This window comes from Streptomyces sp. NPDC020422 (assembly GCF_044386705.1).
GTDB lineage: Bacteria > Actinomycetota > Actinomycetes > Streptomycetales > Streptomycetaceae > Streptomyces.
Genome location: NZ_JBIRVJ010000007.1, coordinates 407,055 through 421,943, shown reverse-complemented (window position 1 = coordinate 421,943; position 14,889 = coordinate 407,055). Strand labels below are relative to the sequence as shown.

The following is a 14,889-nucleotide window of genomic DNA, read 5'->3' as shown; positions in this document are numbered from 1 at the left end:
CGGGCGGCGGTCCGGGTCGGTGGGGTTGCTCGGACGCCCGGATCCGTACCCGGACCCGGGCTCAGACGGTGAAGGGCCGCTGTCCCAGGAAGTCCTCCGGGGGTGCTCCCGTGGTGTGCAGGTTCGGGCTCTGCGAGGGTGGCAGTTTGCCCTGGATGGCCCGGTGGAAGGAGCGGTAGTCGCCGCGGAAGGCTCCGTCCCGCCAGACGTCGAGGAGCGCCTCGGTGAAGGCGCCGTTGACGGCTCCGTCGGCGGCGACCTGGTTGTCCTGGCAGGCGGAGACGAGGATCACGGGGGGTCCCGCTCCGTTGCCGGAGGCGGCCGCCTCCTTGGCGAGCGAGCGCTGGAGGTCGTCGTAGAAGTCCCGGTCGCGCTCGTAGAGCTCGATCTGCTTGGGCTCGGGGACGTAGCGCCCCACGACCTCGGCGGCGCCGGGGAGCTCGATGCTGGTGCCGCTGTGGCAGCAGTCGAAGAAGGTGACGATGCGTACGCCGGAGTCGAAGCGCAGGAATTCCTGGTGGACCTCGTCGTCGAGGAACTGGCGGTCGTAGAAGACGAGGGTCTCGTCGCGCTTGTCGGGTTCGTGGTCCCCGCCGGTGACGTCCGGGACCTGTCCGCCGTGACCCGAGTAGCTGAAGAGCAGGATGTCGCCGCCCGAGAGCTTTCCGGCCGCTTCGCGCAGCGCCGCGGTGATGTTGTCGACGGTGCCTTCGCGGGTGAGCAGGACGGTGGGGGCGAAGCCGGCGGCGGCGGCGATCCGCGCCATGTCGCGGGCGTCGTTCTCGCAGGCCACGAGGGTGCCGTCCCAGCCGTCGTAACGGTCGGGATCGACGCTGTTCAGTCCGACGTGCAGGGAGAGTCCGGTGGCCATGGTGGTGCCTCCTTGGAACCGGGGGGTGAGGGGGCACCGGGGGGCGTCTGTTCGAGTGGCCTGCGGGTCCGGTGCCGTGGGCGCCCTCCCCCGCGCGGTACTTACATCGTATGAACACAAGCCCATCCCGGCAGGACCAGTTCGGCGACCGCGCCGGCTACGACGAGGCCTTCCTCGGCCCCGTGGTGCCCCTCCCGCTCCCGGTACGCGAGTCGATCGAGACGGTCATCCTGCCGTACACGCACTTCAGCGTCGTCTTCCGGCCCGACCGGCGGCTCGCCGCGGCGACCGGCGTCTGCATCGAGGGGGCGCAACTCCTGGAGGACGTGCCGCGCGACGACGTCTGGCTGTTCGACCCGAGGCTGCCGAAGGAGCAGCAGGCCGGCGACGACATCTACCGCAACAACAGCCTGGACCGCGGGCACCTGGTCCGCCGGCTCGATCCGGTGTGGGGCCGGCCCGGCGTGGCGAACGCGGCGAACACCGACACGTTCCACTTCACCAACGCGGCCCCGCAGCAGGACACGTTCAACCAGGGCAAGCAGCTGTGGCAGGGCCTGGAGAACTACCTGCTGGAGCACGCGGCCGAGTTCGACCGGAAGCTGGCGGTGCTCACCGGGCCCGTGCTGCAGGACTCCGACCCGCCCTACCGGGGCATCCAGGTGCCGCTGCGCTTCTGGAAGGTGGTCGCCTTCATGCAGGACGGGGCGCTGGCCGCGACGGCGTACGTGCTCGACCAGAGCCCCGACCTGACCCGGGACGCGGAGCGGGCGCTGGCGGGGGCGACGGCGGGCGCGCCGCCGCCACTGGGGCCGTACCGGACGTACCAGGTCCCGGTCTCGGACGTCGCGGAGATCACCGAGCTGGAGTTCGGGCCGCTGCCGGACGTGGATCTGATGCCGACCCCGCGCGCCCCGGAGGAGCGCTGGCGCCGGCTGGAGTCCTTCGAGGACATCGCGATGCAGAGCTGAGCGCGGCCGCGCCCGCCGGGGGACTCCCCCCCCGGGGCCCGGCAGCTATTGCGGCGCCCCGGACCCGGGGAGAGGATGGCAGAAAGTCCGTCCTCATTCGGCGCAAGGACGGCGGGCAGGTGTGCCATGCCTCTCACCGAAACGGAGTGGGGCCTCGTCACCAGCTGGGTGCGGGACCACCTTCTCGACAACCCCGATCCCCACAGAGGGCTGCTGCGCACCGCCCTGAGCAGGATCTTCGTCGCGGACCTCCCGCTCACCCCCGACCGGGACGAGAACGCGCGCAGGATCGTGGGGGCCGCCCGCAAGGACATCGGGCACCAGCGACGCCTGCTCGCCGCGCTGTCCCGGCTCGACGCGATCGACCGCCTCGACGCCAAGGACGCGGCGGGGCGGGGCACGGAACTGCGCTCGCTGCTGGGGCGGCTGCGGGAGGACGAGGAGGTGGCGCACTCCACGCGCGACCCGTTCACGACGGTGGTGCTCCGGGGCGGCACCGCGGTCTTCATCGACCGGTCCGAGCTGCGGGAGAAGCTGCGCCGCTTCGTGGCCGACCCGGAGCAGACGGTCCTGGTGGTGGACGGCGAGCCGGACAGCGGCCGCTCGTACACGTACCACCTGATCCGCCATCTCGGTCAGCACTGCGGGTTCCGTCCGGTGCGGGTGACGCTGTCGCGGACGACGACGGCGGCCCGGCTGGTCGGGCGGCTCGCCGAGTTCGTGCCGGAGCCCGGGGCCGACGGACTTCCGTTGAATCCGACACAGTTGAACGATCCACTGCCCTCGATCGACGACGCCGTGCACCGGATCGTCAGCCGCGCCACCGCCGCCGAGGAGCGCTTCTGGATCGTCCTCGACGAGTGCGACACCCTCGACCCGAACTCCGACGTCTGGGACTGCATCGGCAAACTCGCCCTCGCGATCTACGAACACACCCCGGTACGGACGCAGACCGTGCCCCGCCTCGTGCTGCTCGGCTACTCCACCGCGATGCGCCAGCTCCCGTACGACATCCGCAAGAACGAGGTCCGCGACACCGCGCGGGTGGTCGACGCCGACGACCTGCGGGCCTTCTTCGAGCAGTTCTTCCGCGAGTCCTCGGGCCTCGCCGAGGAGCTGCGGCCCGGCCTCGTGGAGACGACCGTCACCGAGGTGCTGCGGGCCGTCGAGGCGGCGGACACCCCCGACCACGCCGACAGCTATATGCGCAGGGTCTGCACGGCGGTCGAGGAGGCCGTCCGCACCACCCTCGCCCTCGCGCCCGGCCACGACGTCACGGACCCGGTGCGCCGGGCACTGCGCACCCCCGCCGCACCCGGCGTCCCGGCCCCGTCCGAGCTGCGCCGCGCCTACCGCGAAGCGGCCTGTCTGCTCGACGACTTCGACCCCGCGCTGCTGCGGCTTCCCGGCGAGGAGCGGGCCACCGGCCGGGCCCTGGCCGAACTCGTCGACGACTGCACGGCCCTCGCCGCCTCGCAGCACGCGCTGCGCTGGGTGCTCACCCCCGAGGTGCGGGAGGCGGCCCTGAGGGGTCTCGCGGGGCCCGCGGCGGCGAAGGCCGCCCTCGACGCCACCGACCTCGCCGCGCTCCCCGAGGGCCCGCGCGTCGAGCGCGCCGCCGCCGCCCTGCTCTCGGGCGCCCCGCCGACGTCCGCCGAGCCGGACGTCGAGGAGCTCTCCGACACCCTCCAGGCCGTGCTGTGGCTGCGCCAGGTGCCCGGCACCGAGGCGCTGCTGCCCGACCCCGAGGACGTCCAGCGCCGGCTCGAACGGGCCCGGCTCCTCCAGCCGATGCGGCTGCTGGTCGCGGGCACCTTCCACGGCCGGATCCGCGAACTCGACGCGCTGCGCTCCTACCTGGCGCTGCCCGCCGAGCCCGCCGAGCCCCCCGTCCTCATCCACGGCATCGGCGGCATCGGCAAGAGCACCCTGCTCGCCAAGTTCCTCCTCGACAGCCTGCGGGCGTACGCACCCGCCGGATTCCCCTTCGCCTACGTCGACTTCGAGCGCCCGACGCTCTCCATCCACGAACCCGCCACGATGATCGGCGAGGCCGCCCGGCAGCTGGCCATCCAGTACCCCGCGCACCGGGGCGCGTTCGACGAACTGGCCGACCGCTGCGGCGAGACCGCCGCCGCCCACCGAGGCGAACGCAACCAGCTCGACGAGCTCTACCAGCTCTCCGCCACCCGGGCCACCCTCGGCCGCGACTACTCGGCGGGCTTCCACGCCCGGGCCACCGCCCACGAGCAGGAGCTGGCCCGCGAGCTCGCCACGCTCGTCGCCCGGGCCGTCGGCACCCCGCCCGGGGAGATGGACCCGCCGCTGCTGATCGCGCTCGACTCCTTCGAGCAGGCCCAGTACCGCGGCTCCCCGGGGATGTCCCGGATGTGGGCGGTGTGGACCGCGCTGCGCGCCGCCTATCCCCGGCTGCGGTACGTGGTCGCCGGGCGGGCCCCCATCGACCACCCCGCCAAGGTCATGAGCCCGCGCACGATGGAGCTCGGCGAACTCGACGAACCGGCCTCCGTCGAGCTGCTCATGTCCTCGGGCGTCGACGACGAGGACGTCGCCAGGAGCCTCTACGACCGGGTCGGCGGCCACCCGCTCAGCCTGAAGCTCGCCGCCCGCACCGTCGTGTGCCTCGGCGAGGAGTCGGCCTCCCTGGGCGAGCTGCTCACGAGCCTGCCCTCGCGCCGGCGCTACTTCCACCACCAGGTCGACCAGATGCTGATCCAGGGCACGCTGTACGACCGGATCCTCAAGCACATCGCCGACGACTCCGTACGCTCCCTGGTGCAGGCGGGCCTCGCCCTGCGCGTCATCACCCCCGACCTGGTGCGCAGGGTCCTCGCCGAACCGGCCGGGCTCACCGTCGAATCGGCCACCGAGGCGGGGATGCTCTTCGGCAAGCTCGTCTCCCGGCTCGACCTGATGGAGTCCGCGGGACCCCAGGCGATCCGGCACCGGGCCGATCTGCGCTCGATCATGCTGCGGCTCTCCGACAGCGCGCGCACTGATGTGATGCGCGCGGTGGACACCCGGGCGGTGGCCTACTACGCGGCGCGCGAGGGGCCCGAGGCGCGCGCCGAGGAGATCTACCACCGGCTGCGGCTCGGCGAGAACCCCCGCGTCGTGGAGCGGCGTTGGGAGCCCGGGGTGGAGGCCTTCCTGGTCGGCGCGGACGCCGACATGCCGGCCCGCTCGGCCGCCTTCCTGCTCGGCCGGATCGGCGGGCACGTGCCCGACCAGATCATGGCGGCGGCCGACCAGGAGGACTGGGAGCGGATCGCCGCACGCGAGGTCGAGGACCTGCTCACCCAGGGGTACGTGGAGGCGGCCGCCGACCGGCTCGCCGAGCGCCGGCCGTGGACGCCGTGCAGCAGGCTGCACGCCCTGCTCGTCGAGACCCTGGCCCGGTCGGACCGCTCGGCGGAGGCACGGGAGACCGCGGAGCGGGCGGTGGACCGGGCGGAGGAGGCGGGCTGCGCGGAGAGCCGCCTGGAGCTGCTGCAGCTGGCCGCGCGGCTCGCCCAGGACGCCGGGGACTTCACGGACGCGGACCGGTCCCTGCAGGAGGCCGAGTCCCTCGCGGTCGCCCTGGGCCTGCCGTACGAGTCGATGGGGGTCCTCGTCGCCCGCTCCCGGCTCGCGGCGGCCACCGAGGAGGGCTCGGCCGAGACCGACCGGCGGCTCGCCCGGACGCTGCGCGGGCTGCCGGACGAGGCGCTCGCCCTGCAGCCCGCCCTGGCCCGGGCCGCCGCTTCCGCCGCCGGGCGCGTCGACCCGCACGTCCTGGAGCACACGCTGCGGCTCGTGGGGCTGCCCGGCGACGAGGACGCGGTGATCGAAGCCCTCGGACGCTGGATCCACACGGCCATGACCGACGAGCCGGAGCTGCGGGAGCCCCTGACCCGGCTCCTGGAGTCGGCCGCCACGGGAGCGGCGCCGGCCACGAGCGGCGGGGGTGACCTGCGATGACCGCTGTGGACCGGCCCCCGATGGTCCTCCAGCGCCCCGCCGTGGGCGCCGGGGCGGCGGCCCCGCCCCTGTCGCTCGAACAGATCATGGCAGCGCTCCGGGAGGCGCAGCGGCGCGGCACGCTGGACGCTCTCGCGTGGCGGGTCCTGATGCTCAGCGACCGCAGCGGCGACCTGCTGGTCGGCGTGGCCGCCGCGATGGAGGCCGGAACCCCGGCACCCACGCCCGGCTACCCGCACCCCTTCGGCACGGGGCCGGGTGTCCCGGGCACGGTCGGCGTCACCCCGCCGCCCGACTCCGCGCAGGCGGCCTGGCGGACGGTGCCGTACCTGACCGACGAGGAACTGCTGCGGGTGCAGAGCGCCGCCGTCGAGGCCGGGCTCGCCGACACCGAGCTGCGGCCGAAGCTCTTCGCCGGCACCACCCGGCACTTCCGGGCCGGACTGCCGCTCCAGAAGACCCCGTTCGAGCAGATCCGCTCCGACCTGGGGATCGTCAACCGCGTGGAGCGGCTGATCGACGGCACGGTCCCGCTGGAGGTGTGGCTGCGCAACGCCCTCGCCCTGACCACCCGGCCGGAGCCGGTCGCGGTCTTCCAGCGCGCCCTCGACGACGTGTCCCGGGACGCCGCGGGCGAGCCGGAACTGTCGGCGGAGTTCCTGCCCGGCGAGGTCAAGGAGGAGATCGTCTTCCGCGACGACACCGTCCCCTTCGAGTTCCTCCAGGGCGGATTCCAGGCCGGCGCCGCCGTCGCCCGCGTCAGCGTCCCGCCGTACCAGGCGGGCGCACCCCTCCAGCCGGCGTATCCGCACGCGGGCACGGGCTGGCTCATCGCGCCCGGCCTGCTCGTCACCAACCACCACGTGGTGAACGCCCGTACCCGCACCCCGGGCACCCCGAGGGCGCGGGTCACCGACGACGACCTCCAGCTCCAGGTGCGCAACTCCCGGTCGCGCTTCGACTACGGCGCGGACGAGACGGAGACCGAGGAGGCGACCGCGGGTGCGCTGGTGGCCTGGGACGAGGCCCTGGACTACGCGATCATGCGGCTGACCGCGGCGCAGCCGGAGCGGCCCGTCCTGCGGGTGTCGACGGCCCCGCTGGCGACCGGGGCGGGCGAGCCGGTCGCGGTCAACATCATCCAGCACCCGGGCGGCCGGCCGAAGCGGGTGGCGCTGCGCAACAACCTGGTCTACCAGGCCGACGAGAAGGACGTCGTCTACTTCACCGACACCCGCGGCGGCTCGTCCGGCTCGCCCGTCCTGGACGACGGCTGGACGGTCGTCGCCCTGCACCGGGGGACCAAGAAGATCGAGGAGGTCGACTTCCAGGGCCGGGCGACGGCGTTCGTGAACGTCGGCACCCAGATGAGCCGGGTCCTCGCCCACCTGCGGGAGAACCGGCCCGAGGTGTACGAGGAGATCATGGCCGCCCAGGCCGCGCTCTTCGGGCAACCGTGACACAGGCGGAGGTGACGGGAGATGCGGTACGGATCACGGAGCGGCTCGCACGGCGGGTCGCCGGTCGCGACCGGACCCGGGCAGGTCTTCGGCGATCTGCGCGAGGTGGCCGCCCGGGTCCGGGCGGGCCTCGCGGCGGAGATCGAGTACGAGGAGTCGGCCGAGGAGCTGCCGCCCGGCGTGGCCTCCGGGGCGCAGATCGCCAAGTTCGCCCAGGAGGAGCGGGCGCGGGTCCTGGAGGCGGGCGCCAGCGGCCTGGAGAAGCTGGCCGACGACCGGGCGGACGAGATCGACGACGACGAGTACTTCGGCGTGGAGGCGATCGTCCTCCTGGAGGGCCGCCCGGCGATCCTCGTCCAGGGCCAGGACTTCGCCTCCCAGCCGGGCGACTGGGCGGTGCTCGACGCGGGCCGGGCGGCGATCCACGAGTCGATCACCCGGGTCGGCCGGGTCGAGGTGACCGGGCACCCGAGCCTGGACTGGATCGGCACGGCGTTCCTGGTGGGCCCGGAGGCGGTGATGACCAACCGGCACGTGGCCGCCGAGTTCAGCCGCGCGGAGGGCGCCGGCTGGACCTTCCAGGAGGGCATGTCCGCCCGGGTCGACCCCGGCGAGGAACTGCCCCTCCCCGCGGCACCGGGCCCGGTGGCGACCCCTGAATCCCCGGCGTACGAGATCACCGAGGTCATCGGCATCCACCCCGAGCTGGACATGGCGCTGCTGCGGATCGCGCCCGCCGACGGGGCACAGCTGCCCACCCCGCTGGCGGTCGCCGCGGACGCGCCGGCGAACGTGCCGGGACGGCCCGTGTACGTCATCGGCTACCCGGCGTGGGACGGGCGCCGCAACGAGCCGGAGTCCATGCGCAGGATCTTCATGGACATCTACAACGTGAAGCGGCTCCAGCCCGGCATGACGACCGAGTTCACACCCGGCGGCCGGGTGATGAAGCACGACTGCTCGACCCTGGGCGGCAACAGCGGCTCCCCCGTCTTCGACCTGACCGACCACCGTGTCCTCGGCCTCCACTACGGCGGCCGCTACCGCGTCGGCAACGTGGCCGTGCCGCTGTGGGAGCTGGTGGACGACCCGCTGCTCGCGCAGGCGAAGGTCAACTGGGTCTGACCAGCGCGAGCAGCGCGCTCAGGTCCCGTTCGAAGGTGAACTCGCGCAGGAGGGTGGTGGGCCGGCCGTCCTCGATGCGCCAGACGAAGTGGTAGAGCACCGGCAGGCCGTCCTCGACCCGTCGCATCACCACCGAACCCCGGTCGCCGTGGCGCCCCGCGGCCGGGAAGCTCACGTCGTCCACCGACTCGCCCACGCCCCGCCCCTGCGCCTTCAGGGCCCGGAAGCGGTCCATGAACAGGCGCTTCGTCAGCGTGACCGTGCGCCCTTCCAGGTCGACGCGCACGTTCTCGAAACCGGGGTCGTAGAGGGCGTCGAGCCGGTCGACGTCCATCGCCGTACCGGCGTCCAGGTATTCCCGCATGCGGGCGACGAGCTGCTGTTCCACGATGCGCCTCCTCGGTCGTTCGATCCGCCCTCACGATGGCGCGCGCCGCCGACGGATCGCCGACGGACGGGCGACAGCTCACCGACGGGCGGTCAGGGCGCCTTCCCGGCCCCGTGCAGCCGGGCGATCCGGTGCGCCGCCTCGCGCTGGACCCTGGCCGCCCGGAACTCCCTGGGGTACAGGGCCTCGATCTCCGCGGTGGTCCTGCCGAAGTGACGCCAGTACGTCTCGCCGACGTGGACCAGCTCGCCGGCGTCGTGGAGCACGATCGTGTACAGCATGTTCTTCGCCATGTGCTGGGCGCGTTCCACGCTCGCCAGGTCGAAGACGACGAGCCGGCCGGGGGCGCGGACGACGAGGTCGGGCCGCAGGTCGCCGATCAGACGGGGGACGCCGTCCTGGGTGAACAGCGGCCTGAGCTGCCGCTCCAGCTCGGCCAGGCCCGGGGTGCGCCGCACATAGGTCTCGATCGGCAGGTCCAGGATCTCGGCGGGCAGCCGGGAGAAGGACCGCAGCGCGGACTCGCTGACGACGGTCAGGCCACTGCCGGGGAAGCGCGCCCGGACCAGCCGTGCGAACGCGGAGTGGAGCCTGGTGCCGCGCACGGCGTACGAGAGTTCGGCGCTGCCGGGGACGGTGCCGAGTTCGGCGATCGCCTCGGCCACGAGGTCTTCCAGGGCCTCGACGCCGAGCACCACCGCGCCGGCGCCGCCGGCTGCCTCCGCGCCCGCCGGCGCCTTCGGTTCCCTCGCGCCGAGGGAGGTGACCAGTTCCTCGACCTCCGCCGGGGTGAAGAGGCGCTCTCCCTTCTCCAGGGCCTTGACCACCTCGGTCTTGGAGAGCGCCGCCGTCCCTTTGGCCTTCGCCCCGGCGACGAGGAGGTCGTCGCCGCCGCCCAGGGTGAGCAGGACGCCGTCCCCGGTGACCGCCATGGGCTGCTCGGTGAGCAGGAAGCGCACCACGTCCATCAGCCGCAGGCCGAGGGAGTCGAGGGCCGCCACCCCGATCCGGTCGACCGCGACGACCGCCCGGACGGCGCCCCTGCCGAGCGCGGGCAGGGACGCGAGGGCCTCGGGCAGCGTGAGCAGGGTCATCACGAGCTGGCCGAGGACGCGCCCCGCGTCGAAGAACTCCAACTGCTCCAGCTTCTCCAGGACTTCGTCGCGCAGTCGGCGCAGGCCCTGCCGGCCGGTGACCAGGGGATGCTCGACGCAGGTGACGATCGCGGTCCAGAACCGGTGCCGCTCCTGAGCGAGCCGTTCGGAGAAGACCGAGCCGGCGAGGATGCCGATGACCTCGACGACCTGGTAGAGGTTCTCGCCCGCGCCCCACAGGACGCCGCTGAACACCTGTGCCCCGTCGGCGACGTTGGGCTCCCAGTTGGCGAGGACGTACGTCCAGGGCACCTGCCGCTCGTGGAGGAAGGCCCGGAACGCCCGTGCGCGCACGAGGGCCAGGGCCTCGCCCAGCTTGCCCCTCCTGCGCAGTTCCTCGAAGCAGGCCATGAGCGCGTCGTGGTCGAGGCCCCCCAGGTGGTCCTTCATCGTGGCCGCCACGACGGAGCCGGGCGCCCCGCCCAGACCGCGGTCGAGATCGGCGGCGATCAGGGCGGCGGCCGCACGGAAGTCGCCGGTCCCGCGACCGACGATCGTGACCTCCCGGACGGTGGTGAGGTCGCTCGTGTACGCGAGGACGCCGGCCGGCACGGTGGCGGCGTCCCGGGCGATGACGCGAAGCCCGGTGTCGTGCCGGCGGCCGTCGTCGGTGACCTGGTGCACGGCGAATCCGGCGCCGGGCACCGCCGCGGCGACCAGCCCGACGCGTTCGCGCGCGACCGGCTCGAGGTAGAACGCGCCGGCGCCGAGCCGCGCGGCGACCGTCCGCTCCGGGTCGGTGCCGCCGAGCGCGGGCACCAGCCGGACGCCGCTGGAGCCGACCACGAGGCTGTCGGCGGAGATCCGGCCGAGCAGCGCGCTCCGGTACGCGTGGCCCATGCGGGTGCGCAGCGCCACGAGCCGGTCGGGCGTCCAGGGCCGCTCGCGGGCGGCCGGGGCCGCGGGAGCGCCGCGGGGCCCGGGGGCGGTGCGGGCGCCGCCGCCCAGGTTGCGCCCGCCGGTACCGGCGCCGGACCGGGGTCCGATGCCGCCCGCGGGCCCGGTCGCCTGGCCGGCCGCGGGCCGCAGGAGCGGCAGGGTGACCGGGCGGCCGGAACCGGCGTAGCTGGGGACCTCGTAGCCGTCGCCGACGGCCGCCTCCCGTTCGGCGTCGCGAGTCCCGCCGGACACCGGTGGCGGCTCCGTCCCGGCGCTCCCGCCGCCGGCCGCCCGGACCGCGTCCGCGAGGGCCTGACGGACGGCGACCTCCAGGAGCCGGGAGGTCTCCGGTGCGAGCCCTTCGGGCCGGGGGACGACCTCGGGCAGGTGGAAACGGCGCACCGGGCGTCCGGCGTTCACTTCACCCTCCTTCCGGCGACGATCCGGTAGACCGTGCTGATGTCGTCGGCGGTGACCTCGAAGACGATGTCGGGGTGGCGGGCGCTGAGCCTGGCGAGCACCCCGCCGCGCGGCCCGCCGCCGAGAGCGGCGGCGCAGACGGAGCAGACCTCCTGGTCGACCCGGATGTACACGGTCCGGCCGCGCGCGGCGGCACGCTCCTCCTCGGTCAGTCGGGACAGACGCGCGTCGAGCTGCTGGCCGAGGTCCTGCTCGGCATGGCCGTGGGCCTGCCGCACGGTGACGGTGTCCGGCGGCCGGATGTCATGGGCGGGGTCGTAGGAGCCGAGGGCGCGCGGCGATCCGCCGGAGAACCGCTCACCGGCGAGCGCGGGGATGTCCGAGCGGGCGACGGCGACCGTGCCCTCGTACCCGGCGGCGGCCTTCGCGGTCGGCTCGACCCACTGCACTCCGGCGAGGGTGTCGAGCCTCTCGTAGCCGGCGGGCTCGCCGGAGGACCGCTCGCGCAGCCCCGCCGCCTCCAGGCGGCGGCGCTCGGCCTCGACGGCGGCACGCGCCGCGCGCAGGTCCTCGCGCAGCCGGTCCTGCACGGCGGGGTCGCTGGGCCGCTCGGGCCGGTAGGGGTGTCGGGCCCCGCCCCACGCCTCGCTCAGGTACCCCTTGACGACCGGGTCGGATGCCTCGCGGGCCAGCAGCTCCTCAGGGCGTGCCGACTCGTACCAGCGCCTGTCGTGGGCCGCCTCCCGGTCGGTGAGCGAGGCGCGCTTGAGCTGCTTCCAGCTCTGCCACCGGGTCACGGGGGCGGGCGGCCTGGCCTGGGCGGGCGACACGGAGGCGGAGGCGGGAGCCTCGTGCGGCGCCCCGGACGGGGGGCTCTCGTGCGGTGCCGCGGAGGCGGGAGTGTCGTGCGGCTCGTGCGCCGGGGCGGACGCGGGGGTCTCGTGCGCCGGCTCGATGCGCGCGGGGACGCGCGACGCGGGGCCCGTCGGGCGCGCCCGGGTGTGGGCGAGCCCCTCCGCGGCCTCGTCGAGGCGCGAGCCGATCGCCCGGCTCCAGGCCCGGGCCTCCGCCGCCGACAGGCCCTGGCCCATGGCCTGCTCCATGCGCCGCCGGGTGAGTGCCATGGACGCGGCCCAGCGTTCGGCGGTGACCCCCTCGGTGCTCAGGAGGCGGGTCAGCAGGGCGGCCTTGACCAGGGTCGGCCCGGCGCGTTTGAGCAGGGCCTGCAGGAAGGGGTCGACGGTGTAGGCGGCGACGACGCCGATCACCGCGTAGTACTCCATCTTGGCCACGTACGCGTCGATGCCCGACCACCGTCCGGCGACGACGTCGTGGGCGAAGGTCTCCAGGACGGCGGCAAAGGCGCCGCCCACCGCCCCGGTGACGAACCTGGCCGCGAGCCAGGAAGCCATCCGGGCGCGCAGGGCGGCGGTGCCGATCCGCTCCCCCGCCCAGCTGCCGAGGCCGCCGCCGATCCGGTAGCCGAGGACGCCGAGATAACCGTCGACGGCCGCCATGAGGAAGCCACCGGCGGTGAACTCCTCATGTCCGAAGAGGACCTTCCCCAGGTAGACGGCCTCCGAGAAGCCGATGCCGAAGCGCACCGCCTTGATCCCGCCGCCCAGCCGGACGAGGGCGGCCACCGCGCCCGCCTCCCAGGCGAGGGCCAGTCCGGTGACGGCGATCACGGCGAATCCCGCGATGCGGTAGCCCTGCCCGGCACGGCCGAGCCGCCACTCCACGAGCCGCGCCTCGAACGCGCCGACGGCTTCCCGCAGCGGCCCCACGGCGGTCCCCCACTGCTCCCCGCGGCCGGCGACGCGCGAGACGACCTCGAACCGCACCTCGTGGGAGGGCAGTCCCTGCTCCTCGGCGTCGTACACCTCCAGGAGCCGGATGCCGGTCTCGATCTCGACGCTCTCGAAGTCGTCGGCGGTGATCCTCACCGCCCGCGCGGCCCTCTCCACGGCCATCGCGGTGAACTCGTCCTCCGTGTAGGAACCTTGGTCGCGCCCGGCGAGGATCTCCTCGACCATCAGCTGCCGCTGGTCGAGGAGCGCGGCGCGCAGCGCCTCGGCCCGGCCGGGCTTCGGGCGCATGACGGTGGCGGTCTTTCCGTAGAGGGGCTCGACCTCCCCGAGGACCCCGCCGACGGGTACGGTCCCGTCCGCCTCCCGGTGGAGCCGGACGGATCCCCGCCCCGGGCCGCCGACCGTGTAGGCGTGGGCGGTGGTCGCCGCCCGCTCGCGGCCGAGGGCGGCACGCAGCGCCCGGACCCGTTCGTGACCGGCGTACGGGGTGGCCTCGCACTGCTGGAGCAGGCGCAGCCGCAGGGCGAAGCGCCGCGTGGCGTCCGCGGCGTCGAAGAACTCCCCCAGTCGCCCGTGGCGTTCGATGCTCGCCAGCACGTGCCCCAAGAGCCCGCCGAACCCTCCGTGCGCCTGCGAGAGGGTCTCGGCGAGCACCGCGTCGAGGGCGGCGGCGAAGCCGTCCGCCCCGATCAGCGGGACGAGGTCACCGGCCAGTCTCCGGGCGCGCGGGCCGAAGAACGCCCGGCCGAGGGTCTCGGGGGCGAGGTCGAGGGAGGCCCGGCAGTAGAGCACCCGGTCGCCCACGTCGCCGGGCCATTCGGCGTGCGGCAGGACGGCTTCGGGCAGCCCTGGGAAGGCGTCCGCCTCGGCGACGAAGAGCCGGGCGGCGGGTTCCGCGTGCCCGGGGTGGGCGCCCGCGTGCCGGTCGAGGAGCAGGAAGAGGGCGTCGCGCGCGAGGCCGGCCGGGGTGCGCAGCGGGTTCGAGGCGGGGTGCAGGACGGCCGGCTGGACCCGGACCTGGCAGATCTGGCTCGGGTACTCCTCGGCGTACCGGCTCCACGCGACGCCGGTGGCCCGCTCGAAGACCTCCTCGTCGACGCAGAACCCGGCCTCGCGCACGGTCATGAAGACGCTGCGGCCGGGGCCGAGCGCGGCGAAGTCGGCGATGTCGAGGCGGGGCAGGCGCATGGAGGCGAAGAGGACGTGGTGCGGGGGGATCCGTGGAATCCCGGCGGCGACGCTCCCGCTCTCGTCGGCGTCGGCGAGCCGGAACAGCGCGGCGTCCCCGCCGGCGAGCGCCCACGCCGCCTCGGTCCCCCTGTCCCCGGGGCGCGTGCTCCTGACGACCAGCTCCTCCCCCAGCTCGTGCGGCACGAGCATCCTGTTCTGCCGTACGAGCCAGACGTCGACCGGGCGGACGGTGCGGGCCAGGGAGGCGTACAGAACGGACTCCGGCAGCGGCTGTCGCAGCACCTCCTCCACGTACCCGAGGAACCGCCCGACCCCGATCCGCGCCCGCGCGGTGCCGACGACGGTCCAGGGCTCCTTGCCGAGGACCCGGACCCTGGTGGGGCGGCCGGCGCCGGCGTACGAGGGCAGCGCGTAGCCGCCGTCCACGTCCCTGCCCGGGTCGTGGACCTCCCGCCCGCCGTCGCCTCCCGCCACACCCCACGCCCCGCACCGGCGCCGCACCTCCCGCTCGGCCTGCGCGACCCGCCCGGCGACGAGCGCGGTCAGCCGCCCGACGAGCGCGGCGAGCTCGTCGGGGCCGGGTTCGCCGGTGAGGGCGATCCGCACCGGGACGTGGACGTGGATCTCCAAGGGGATGC

Annotated in this window: 8 protein-coding genes; 4 read left to right on the top strand and 4 right to left on the bottom strand. The window is 74.6% G+C overall.

Translation table 11 applies throughout. The features are described from left to right. Nucleotides 1–61 precede the first annotated feature (61 nt). A complete protein-coding gene (locus tag ACH414_RS21515; protein ID WP_382536404.1) occupies nucleotides 62–871 on the bottom strand; it encodes a caspase family protein in 810 nt (269 codons plus the stop codon). A 110-nt stretch (nucleotides 872–981) separates the two neighbouring features. Here ACH414_RS21515 and ACH414_RS21510 point away from each other — a divergent pair, with 110 nt between their 5' ends. From ACH414_RS21510 to ACH414_RS21495, 4 genes are all read left to right on the top strand, one after another. Beyond that, entirely contained in the window at nucleotides 982–1,842 is an 861-nt protein-coding gene (locus ACH414_RS21510; RefSeq protein ID WP_382536406.1) for a DNA/RNA non-specific endonuclease, read from the top strand. Between the two features lie 126 nt (nucleotides 1,843–1,968). Next, the gene (locus ACH414_RS21505; protein WP_398942928.1) at nucleotides 1,969–5,823 is read left to right on the top strand and encodes an AAA family ATPase; all 3,855 of its coding nucleotides are present in this window, start codon (nucleotides 1,969–1,971) and stop codon (nucleotides 5,821–5,823) included. Next, a complete protein-coding gene (locus ACH414_RS21500; RefSeq protein ID WP_382536412.1) occupies nucleotides 5,820–7,283 on the top strand; it encodes a trypsin-like peptidase domain-containing protein in 1,464 nt (487 codons plus the stop codon). Before ACH414_RS21505 ends, ACH414_RS21500 begins: the two co-directional genes overlap by 4 nt. Nucleotides 7,284–7,304: 21 nt before the next feature. Continuing rightward, nucleotides 7,305–8,408: a trypsin-like serine peptidase gene (locus ACH414_RS21495; RefSeq protein WP_386561376.1), complete on the top strand. Its 1,104-nt coding sequence runs from the start codon at nucleotides 7,305–7,307 to the stop codon at nucleotides 8,406–8,408. Here ACH414_RS21495 and ACH414_RS21490 read toward each other — a convergent pair. The 3 genes from ACH414_RS21490 to ACH414_RS21480 all read right to left on the bottom strand — a co-directional run bounded on the left by ACH414_RS21490 (nucleotide 8,395) and on the right by ACH414_RS21480 (nucleotide 14,881). After that, nucleotides 8,395–8,796 (bottom strand): hypothetical protein, encoded by a 402-nt coding sequence (locus ACH414_RS21490; RefSeq protein ID WP_391767946.1) that lies wholly within the window; start codon nucleotides 8,794–8,796, stop codon nucleotides 8,395–8,397. The two genes, ACH414_RS21495 and ACH414_RS21490, sit on opposite strands and share 14 nt — an antisense overlap. Before the next feature lie 92 nt (nucleotides 8,797–8,888). Then, nucleotides 8,889–11,249 carry a hypothetical protein gene (locus ACH414_RS21485; RefSeq protein WP_398942926.1) on the bottom strand — a complete coding sequence of 787 codons (2,361 nt, stop codon included), beginning with the start codon at nucleotides 11,247–11,249 and terminating at the stop codon, nucleotides 8,889–8,891. After that, nucleotides 11,246–14,881, bottom strand: a complete 3,636-nt coding sequence (locus tag ACH414_RS21480) for a hypothetical protein (protein WP_398942924.1) — start codon at nucleotides 14,879–14,881, stop codon at nucleotides 11,246–11,248. Before ACH414_RS21480 ends, ACH414_RS21485 begins: the two co-directional genes overlap by 4 nt. Nucleotides 14,882–14,889: the final 8 nt, after the last annotated feature.